The following is an 8,317-nucleotide window of genomic DNA, read 5'->3' as shown; positions in this document are numbered from 1 at the left end:
CCGGCCCCCGGGGCCCCCACCCCCGGGGGGGGGGGGGCCCCCCCCCCCCCCCCCGCCCCGCTTCGTTGCGCCGCTTCGCCGCCGGGCCGGGCTACTTCAGGCCCAGCACCAGGGCGTCGGTGGGCGAGGCCCACACCGGCCGGGCCTCCGCGAAGCCCGCGTCGCGCAGCACCGCGGCGTGCCAGGCGGCCGACGGGGTGTCGCCGTCCGCGTGCTCACCGTAGATCTCGAAGCGCTCGGCGGTCGGCCCGGCCAGCCGCGGGTCGGCGGCCGCCAGCTGCCACCACCCGGCCCAGTCGACGGCGCCGGCCTCCTTCGCCTCATCCCGCCGCGCATGCCGGAAGGCCCGCTCGGCGGCATTGATCCGCGGGGTGGCCTCGTCGGGCATGTGGTCGGCGTTCAGGAAGACCCCGCCGTCCCGCACCAGCCCGCCGAGCTGCCCGTAGAGCCCGCGCAGGTCCTCGGTGTGCAGCCAGTGCAGCGCGGTGGCGGTGAGCACCGCGTCGTACGTGTCGTGCGGCAGCTTCGCGGTCCACTGCGGGTCCTTCAGATCGGCCCGTACGAAGCGGACCCGGGGCTCGCCTTCGAAGTACCCTTCCGCGATGGCCAGCAGCGCGGGATCGAGATCGACGCCCACACTCTCGGCCTCGGGGAACCGCTTGAGCAGCCGGTCGGAGATACTGCCCGTGCCGCAAGCCAGATCCAGTACCCGGGGCGCGGGACCCACCAGTGCCTCGACCATGTCCAGCATGACCCGGAACCGCTCCTCGCGGTCGGGGAGGTACCACTCCTGCTGGCGGTCCCAACTGTTCTGCCACGCTTGCCAATCGGCGCCGACGACGGTCTCGGTCATCGCTTCCCCTCCAGGCCGTAATACCCTCGTAGTGAGGACACCCATTACTACGAGCATGTACCCGTACCCTAGCCTCCGCCCGTAAGGACTACAAGTGGAACTGGCCTCTTACTCGGACTATGCCGTGCGACTGGTCAACACCGAACAGCCCGAGCGCGGCACCGACACCCTCACCTCGGTCGAGGTCGTGCGGGAGCTCTTCGGCCCGGCCCAGCAGGCCGCCCGGCGTGCGACCGAGAGCGACGTCACGCGGCTGCGCACGGTCCGCTCCCGGCTGCGCGCCGTCTTCGAGGCGGCCGACGCCGGCGACGAGGTGCTCGCCGTCGACATGCTCAACGCGCTGATGATGGAGTTCCCCGTCAGCCCGCAGATCTCCGGCCACGACGACCGGGACGATGGGGGCACCTCCCGCTCGTCCCGCTTGAGCGGAGCCGAGAGCGGGGGAGGAGCCGAGAGCGGGGGCGGCCGCCCCGACTGGCACATGCACATCGCCGACCACGCCGCCAACGCGACCGCCGGCTACACCGCGACCGCCTGCATGGGCCTGGCCTTCCACCTCACCGAGCTGGGCGTGGACCGGCTGGGCATCTGCGAGGCGCGGCCCTGCCGCAACGTCTACCTGGACACCTCGACCAACCGCTCCCGGCGCTACTGCTCCGACCGCTGCGCCACCCGCGCCAATGTCGCCGCCTACCGCGCCCGCAAGCGTCTGGAGACCGAGCGCGCGGCCCGTACCGGCCGGACCGCCGACACGGCCCAGGAGAGCACCCCGGCGACCGACCGCTGAATCCCGCGGGGCGGGCGCACCCGCACCCAGGCGCGGGCGATGACCAGTTCGTCAGGAACCACCCCGAATTCCCGGCTGTCGTTCTCGACGAACGGATTGTCCCCCTGGACCCACCAGCCGCCGTCGCGCCGCTGTACGGCCCGCTTGACGATCAGCAGGTCCTGCCGGAACGGATGCCGCAGCACGACCACGTCACCGGGCCGTACCGCCGCGCCGTACTGCACCACCAGCTGGTCGCCGGGCCGGAGCGTCGGCACCATCGACGGGTTGTACACCTCGGCCAGCCCGAAGGCACGGAGCAGCCCGCCCCGTTCCTGCTCCGTGTCCGCGCCCCGCTCCGGCTCGCGCTCGTGCACCCGCTCGGGCATCCCGTACCTCCCGGTCCAGCCCCGGTCCGACCCTCCCCCGGACTCCGTCCGGGGGCACCCCCGTCTCGCTTCGCTCACGGGCCCATCCTCCAACAGTCCCGGCACGACACCGGACTTTCGCCCTAAGACCCCCGGCCCGCCCAAGAAAAGCCTTCCCGTACCGAGTAATCTCGCACCTGAGAAGACGATCACGAGGAAGGACTGAACATGCTTTCGCGCCTGTTCGCCCCCAAGGTCAAGGTCAGCGCCCACTGCGACCTGCCCTGCGGTGTGTACGACCCCGCCCAGGCCCGCATCGAGGCCGAGTCCGTCAAGGCCGTCCAGGAGAAGTACCAGGCCAACGAGGACGCGGACTTCCGCACCCGCGCCGTCCTGATCAAGGAGCAGCGCGCCGAGCTGGCCAAGCACCACGTCTCGGTGCTGTGGAGCGACTACTTCAAGCCCCCGCACTTCGAGAAGTACCCGGAGCTGCACCAGCTGGTCAACGACACCCTCAAGGCCCTCAGCGCCGCCAAGGGGTCCAACGACCCGGCCACCGGCCAGAAGGCCCTGGACTACATCGCCCAGATCGACAAGATCTTCTGGGAGACGAAGAAGGGCTGACCCTTCCTCGCATGGCCTGACCCGCGGTGACGCGGGTCGCCTCGCTTCACTGTCCGCACCCGCTCCCCATGCCGCCGCACCTGGCGGCCATGCCGGAGCGGGTGCGGTCTTTTTGCCGGAAAGGGGAGCCGGAGCGTCGGGGCGCCCGCGACCCGAGCCGGTGAGGACATCCGTTCGAGCGCCCTGGCCTGCCTCCCGTACGCCCCTCAGGCGCGCTGGCACGGCGGCGCTATGTCCGACATCGTCCCTCCTGGGCGCTTCTGACGCCACGATGCTTCGGCCAGGGCGCCTCACCCGTCAGCTTCGTGCGAAAGGGAATTCGTGCGTCATTTATCGCGAACCGGCAGACGCGCCCTGGCCCTCGCGGCCGCTACCCTCCTGTCCCTCGGGCTGGGCACGGCGACAGCCGCCGAGGTGACTGCGGCCCCGACGGCCGATGTCGAAATCATCGACGGCTACACCCGGACGGTGCGGGAATCGGCCGGCATCGCCGTCGAGTGCCCGGCGTATCAAGTCCTGATCGGCCGGAGCCACTCCGGCGACGAGAACGGCAGCACGACGTACTACTGCGGCTTCATCCTCATCCACGGTGAGCTCGTCCACGTCGGCCCACCCACCTGGAGCGGTTCGATGCGGGAGAGCAACTCCTTCTTCACGGCCGCGCCCAACAAGGCCCTGGTCGGCCGGGTCCACTCCGGCGACGAGAACGGCCAGACGCGGTACGCGAGCGCCTCGATGACCTGGCAGGGGCGACAGGTGCGACTGGTCTCGTACCGCTGGACCCCGGGCCAGCGGGAGAGCTCCAGCCACTCCAGGGGCGGCGCGGAGGAGGTCATGACCGGGCGTCAGCACAACGGGGACGAGAACGGCCAGACGTTCTACCAGTACGCCAGGGTCTCCCTGAACTGAGCCGAGTACGGATGTCGCTGCCTGCGTGTCACCGCGGGCAGCGGCCCTCGGCGTGCCCGCCGGACACCGCGCCGGCGCTGTTCGCAGAAATGACGATTCGCCCAGAAATACTTCCGGACGAGGAGAAGTCATGCACGCCAAGAACTCCGGCCACTCCCGGCATTCCGGCCCCGGATTCCGCATCCGCCGCAGGACCGTGGCGGCGGCGTCGGTCACCGCCATCCTGTCCACCGTCCTGGCGATATCTCCGACCCATTCCTCGGCAGCACCGAAAGGACCCGGCGGCCGCGCGGCAAAGCCCACGGCCGTCGTTTCGCTCGGCGACAGCTTCATCTCGGGCGAGGGCGGCAGATGGCAAGGGAACGTCGACATGCCGTACAGCCAGACGGACAGCATGTTCGGCACGGACCGGGCCACCGTGTGCGGGCCCTCCGGATGCCGGAAAGATCCGAACCGGGTCTATGTGGACAATTCCTATCTGGACCCGACCACGGGGAAAGAAAACGGCTGCCACACCTCGGACGTCGCGGAACTCCTCGAATCACACATCCCGGTGGAGCGGAAATTCAACCTCGCCTGCTCGGGCGCGGTCACGGGCAACCTCCTGCCCGCGGCGGCGGGCGGCAGGCCCTTCAAGGGGAAGCCACCCCAGGCGGATCAGCTGAAGGCCCTCGCGAACACCCATGACATCAAGCTGATTCAGGTCTCCATCAGCGGAAATGACCTGGGTTTCAGCAACATCATCGAGAGCTGCGTCTGGGGATTCATCCACGGCCCGTTGGGTCAGTACTGCTGGAAGAGATTCGACTGGGAGGTCAAGGAGAAGCTGAGAAGAGAAGTCCCGGACAAGGTGAAGAACGTGATCGACCAGATCCGCAGGGTCATGCGGGAAACGGGTCACCCGGACTCCTCCTACGTGCTGGCGCTCCAGTCGTATCCCTCACCGGTTCCGCTGTCCTCCGCATATCGCTACTCGGAGGGCGTCAGCGTTTCTTCCCGGCGCTACAGTCCGGGCGGATGCCCCTTCTACAACCAGGACACCAACTGGGCGCGGCTGGATCTGGTGACGGGTATCGCCGACATGCTGGAGGGAGTCGCAGCGGAGAAGAACATTCACTACCTGGACCTCCAGTGGAGTTTCGACGGCCACGAGGTCTGCGCCAGGAGCGTCCGCCAGGCCAGGAGCGGAGACACGCTGAGCTCTCCCATTCCCACCCGGGACGCGGAGTGGATGCGCTATCTGTCCCACGGAGCGGCCCACTCACAAGGGCAGGTCGAGGAGTCCTTCCACCCCAACTCCTACGGCCAGAAGGTGCTGGGAAAGTGCCTGCGGGAGTTCTACGACGTGACACGGTCCTCAGGCCGACGTGAATACACCTGCCTGCCCGGCCCGGGGCTGGGCGCTGAAGGAATGCGGCTGAAGCCGCTCAGCCGGTCCTAGTCCGGCTGCACCCTCACGACGCGGACGGACCGCCCTTGCGGCGCCAGTGGTGGAGACCGCCCGCCGCCATGCCCCTGACGGGCAGGTCCTGGACCGGGGCGCCCGCGGGTGCCACGTCCTTGGCCTTGGCGCCGTAGCGGTTGGCCAGGGGCGCGGAGGTGAGGCCGTGGGCGAGGACGCTGAGGAGGACGGTGCAGGCGATCACCGGGAGGACCGGGCGGGCGCCGGCCGGGGTGAGTTCCTCGACCGAGAGCAGGCCGAAGATGACCGAGGCCAGTCCGCGGGGGCCGAACCAGCCGATGAACGCCACCGTCCGGGCGTCCAGTCCGCTGCCGATCAGACACAGCGCCACCGGCAGCATGCGGATCACCGTCAGGCTCAGTACGGCATAGACCACGGTCTGCCAGGTGACGTGGGCGAACACCGCCGGCAGCAGCACGGCGCCGAAGAGCAGCCAGACCAGCACGGAGAGCAGCGCGCCGGTCTGCTCGACGTAGAGCAGCACCCGCGGGGGCGCGCCGTGCGTCGTGCCGAAGGCCAGGCCGACGACGAAGGCGGCGACGAAGCCGTTACCGCCGATCGCGAGGGCGGAGGTGTAGCTGAGGAGGGAGAGGGCCAGCACGCCCGCGCCGGCGAAGTCCTCGGCCGCCCAGCCGTTGCGGAGGGTGGTGCGCAACAGCCATCCGGCGGCCAGCCCCAGCACCGCGCCGTACGCCGCGCCGACGGCCAGCTCCACCACGGCATGGCCGGTGGCGGCCGGCCCGGCGTGGTGTTCGGCCGCGGCCACCCCGGCCAGGGCCAGCACCACCAGCGGGGTGACGATGCCGTCGTTGAGGCCGCTCTCCACGTTGATGATCCGGCGGATTCGCGCGGGCACCACGGGGTTGACCATCATGGTGGCGCCGAGCGCGGCGTCCGTCGGAGCGAGCGCGGCCCCCACGTAGAGGGCGGACCAGCCGGACACCCCGGGCAGCAGGGCGGCCGCCAGCAGCGCGCCGAGGCCCACGCACAGCGGCAGCCCGACGCCCAACAGCCTTAGGTAGAGGCCGAGTTCGGGACGCAGGGCGCGGAAGGAGAGCCGTGCGGCATCGGTGAAGAGCACCCAGGCCAGCGTGATCTCCGCGAGCACCTTGACCGTCTCGTGCGGGACGGCGAGGTCGAGGACGCCGGCGCCCTCGGCCAGCAGCAGGCCCAGCAGGACGAACGCGGCCGGTGCGGTGAGCTCGTAGCGCTCCATCCGCCGTGAGCACAGGCACCACAGGAACAGCAGGAGCAGGACCAGGGAAAGGGTGCCGTCCACAGGGTCTCCAGGATTGGCCGCGCCGCGCTCGGGCGTCCCACTTTCGGCCATCGCCCCACCGCCCGGCCGTCCCCGGGAGACCGGCGCCGGTACGTTCACACGGTTGGCGGACCGGGCGCGGTGCGCCGCCCTCAGGTCCCCACGGACAGCGGCCCGTCGTGCCGGACCAGCCAGGCGCGGTAGGCGTCGCTCGCCCAGGCGATCTCCATGTACGCGGCGGTCAGGTCGGCGAACAGGTCGTCGGCCGAGCCCGCGGGGATGTCGTCCTGGCGGCAGGCCATGAACAGGCGGACGGCCAGCGGGTCGCCGTACAGGGGGCGGATGGCCATGCCGTGGCGGAGGCGGGCGGTCGGCTGGCAGGGGGTGACCACCTCACCGGCCGTCACGAGGTCCACGGTGGTGAGGTAGTCGCCGTGCACGACCCGGGGGTTGATTCCGGCCGCCGCCCAGATACGGCGCAGTCCGGCCCATTCGCCGTCCACGGTCGGGTCGACCATCCACTGGTCGTCGGCGAGGTCCGCGACCCGGATGACCTCCCGGGCGGCCGCCGGATGGGCGTCCGACAGGGCGATGAACTGCGGCTCCCTGGCGATGAGTTCGTGTTCGGCCAGACCGTCGGGGACCCGCAGGGGCGCGCCCTCGACCTCGTGGACGAAGGCCGCGTCGAGCTGTCCCGTGGCGACCATGTGCAGCAGGGCGTTGGCGGACACATCGGTTCTTATCGTGGTGTCCGTGTCCGGCAGCCGGAGGCGGAGCCGGCGCAGCCAGCCGGCGACGGCCGGGGAGTTGGTGCTGCCGATGTGCAGCCGTGCGCCCTGTTCGCGCTGCGAGGCCGAGGCGACTTCGTCAAGAAGTGCCCGCATTTCGGCCACGATCGGCCGGGCCCGGCACAGCACCGAATGCCCCAGCGGCGTGGGCCGGCTGCCGCTCGGCTCGCGGAAGAAGAGCTGGCCACCGAGGGCTTTCTCGATGCGGTGGAGTTGGGTCGTCAGGGAAGGCTGGGTCATGCCGAGCTGCCGGGCAGCCTTGCGTACGCTGCCGGTGTCGGCGATGGCGCACAATGCGCGAAGATGCCTTACCTCGAGCTCCACGTCCGGAGCATAACGACGTCGGCATACGTCACACCAGACTCTCAAACCTGTCTGAACTCCGTTTTTTGCGCGGGGTATTGGCTGGTGCTATCGCCGCCTGACATCTCTGCCGTCCGGGTGAACTCCGTCCAGACTCAACGGCACCAAGAAATCCGCAGGGCCCCGGTCGCCGCCCCACACGGCGACCGTACGGCCCTCGGAAATTAAGGAGCCCCCACATGAGATCTCCCAAGACGGCGCTGTCGGCGGCGCTCGGTCTGGGCCTTGTCGCCGCGCTCGCCGCGGCGGCGCCGGTTTCGGCAGCTTCCTCCTCCCCCGACTCCTCCCACAGCACCGCCGCTTCGATCGCGGCGTACAACGGCTCGGCCGCCGAGAAGGCCGACACCAAGGCGTTCTTCGAGGCCGTGATCAAGTCGGCCAGGGCCAAGATGAAGGCGCACCCGGGCGCGGCCTCGGTCACCGTCACCTACGACGCCAGCGCGGCCCCGAAGTTCAAGGACCAGATAGCGCAGAGCGCCTCGATCTGGAACGGCGCGGTGCAGAACGTGAAGCTGCAGGAAGGCAGCGGCGGCGACTTCGAGTACCGCGAGGGCGACGACCCGCGCGGCTCGTACGCCAGCACCGACGGTCACGGGAAGGGCTTCGTCTTCCTGGACTACAAGCAGAACGAGGAGTACAACTCCACCCGCGTGACCGCGCACGAGACCGGCCATGTGCTGGGCCTGCCGGACCACTACGAGGGCCCGTGCAGCGAGCTGATGTCCGGCGGCGGCCCCGGCACGTCCTGCCAGAACGCCAACCCGGACGCGAACGAGAGCGCCAAGGTCGACCAGCTCTGGGCCAACGGCCTCAAGGGCGTCCACTTCGGCAAGGCCTCCTGACGTCCCCGACGACCCGCTGAAACACCGAAGTTCGGCGGAGGCCCGCGGTACCCGGCCGTGCTGACGGTCGCCGGTCCGCGAACG

9 protein-coding genes are annotated in these 8,317 nt (G+C 70.2%); 5 read left to right on the top strand and 4 right to left on the bottom strand.

What is annotated here, in order from left to right:
* Positions 1 to 91 precede the first annotated feature (91 nt).
* On the bottom strand, positions 92 to 853 hold the full coding sequence (locus ACFW5B_RS24840; RefSeq protein ID WP_386443539.1) for a class I SAM-dependent methyltransferase: 762 nt from the start codon (positions 851 to 853) through the stop codon (positions 92 to 94).
* Between the two features lie 94 nt (positions 854 to 947).
* Between ACFW5B_RS24840 and ACFW5B_RS24835 the strand changes: the two genes are divergently transcribed.
* Positions 948 to 1,640, top strand: a complete 693-nt coding sequence (locus ACFW5B_RS24835; RefSeq protein ID WP_386443536.1) for a CGNR zinc finger domain-containing protein — start codon at positions 948 to 950, stop codon at positions 1,638 to 1,640.
* Here ACFW5B_RS24835 and sodX read toward each other — a convergent pair.
* Positions 1,544 to 2,008 carry a nickel-type superoxide dismutase maturation protease gene (gene sodX / locus ACFW5B_RS24830; protein WP_386443533.1) on the bottom strand — a complete coding sequence of 155 codons (465 nt, stop codon included), beginning with the start codon at positions 2,006 to 2,008 and terminating at the stop codon, positions 1,544 to 1,546. The genes ACFW5B_RS24835 and sodX overlap by 97 nt on opposite strands.
* Positions 2,009 to 2,215: 207 nt before the next feature.
* Here sodX and sodN point away from each other — a divergent pair, with 207 nt between their 5' ends.
* The 3 genes from sodN (at position 2,216) to ACFW5B_RS24815 (ending at position 4,961) form a co-directional block, all read left to right on the top strand.
* On the top strand, positions 2,216 to 2,611 hold the full coding sequence (sodN, locus tag ACFW5B_RS24825) for a superoxide dismutase, Ni (protein ID WP_386443530.1): 396 nt from the start codon (positions 2,216 to 2,218) through the stop codon (positions 2,609 to 2,611).
* A 414-nt stretch (positions 2,612 to 3,025) separates the two neighbouring features.
* Positions 3,026 to 3,520, top strand: a complete 495-nt coding sequence (locus tag ACFW5B_RS24820; protein WP_386443527.1) for a hypothetical protein — start codon at positions 3,026 to 3,028, stop codon at positions 3,518 to 3,520.
* Positions 3,521 to 3,650: 130 nt separating this feature from the next.
* A complete protein-coding gene (locus ACFW5B_RS24815; protein WP_386443524.1) occupies positions 3,651 to 4,961 on the top strand; it encodes a hypothetical protein in 1,311 nt (436 codons plus the stop codon).
* A 13-nt stretch (positions 4,962 to 4,974) separates the two neighbouring features.
* Here the strand turns inward: ACFW5B_RS24815 and ACFW5B_RS24810 are convergent, their stop codons facing one another.
* Together ACFW5B_RS24810 and ACFW5B_RS24805 are read right to left on the bottom strand one after the other, a co-directional pair.
* Positions 4,975 to 6,261: a cation:proton antiporter gene (locus ACFW5B_RS24810; RefSeq protein ID WP_386443522.1), complete on the bottom strand. Its 1,287-nt coding sequence runs from the start codon at positions 6,259 to 6,261 to the stop codon at positions 4,975 to 4,977.
* A 131-nt stretch (positions 6,262 to 6,392) separates the two neighbouring features.
* A complete protein-coding gene (locus ACFW5B_RS24805) occupies positions 6,393 to 7,352 on the bottom strand; it encodes a LysR family transcriptional regulator (protein WP_386443519.1) in 960 nt (319 codons plus the stop codon).
* A gap of 218 nt (positions 7,353 to 7,570) precedes the next feature.
* Between ACFW5B_RS24805 and snpA the strand changes: the two genes are divergently transcribed.
* Positions 7,571 to 8,233, top strand: a complete 663-nt coding sequence (gene snpA / locus ACFW5B_RS24800; protein WP_386443516.1) for a snapalysin — start codon at positions 7,571 to 7,573, stop codon at positions 8,231 to 8,233.
* Positions 8,234 to 8,317: the final 84 nt, after the last annotated feature.

It is taken from the genome of Streptomyces sp. NPDC058773 (assembly GCF_042746015.1).
Classification (GTDB): domain Bacteria; phylum Actinomycetota; class Actinomycetes; order Streptomycetales; family Streptomycetaceae; genus Streptomyces.
This window is presented reverse-complemented; position numbering and strand designations above follow the sequence as displayed.

Excerpts from the sequence above, each read along its gene's own strand:
- ACFW5B_RS24840 (WP_386443539.1), bottom strand. The coding sequence starts at position 853 with ATGACCGAGACCGTCGTCGGCGCCGATTGGCAAGCGTGGCAGAACAGT.
- sodX (WP_386443533.1), bottom strand. The coding sequence starts at position 2,008 with ATGCCCGAGCGGGTGCACGAGCGCGAGCCGGAGCGGGGCGCGGACACG.
- sodN (WP_386443530.1), top strand. The coding sequence starts at position 2,216 with ATGCTTTCGCGCCTGTTCGCCCCCAAGGTCAAGGTCAGCGCCCACTGC.
- ACFW5B_RS24815 (WP_386443524.1), top strand. The coding sequence starts at position 3,651 with ATGCACGCCAAGAACTCCGGCCACTCCCGGCATTCCGGCCCCGGATTC.
- snpA (WP_386443516.1), top strand. The coding sequence starts at position 7,571 with ATGAGATCTCCCAAGACGGCGCTGTCGGCGGCGCTCGGTCTGGGCCTT.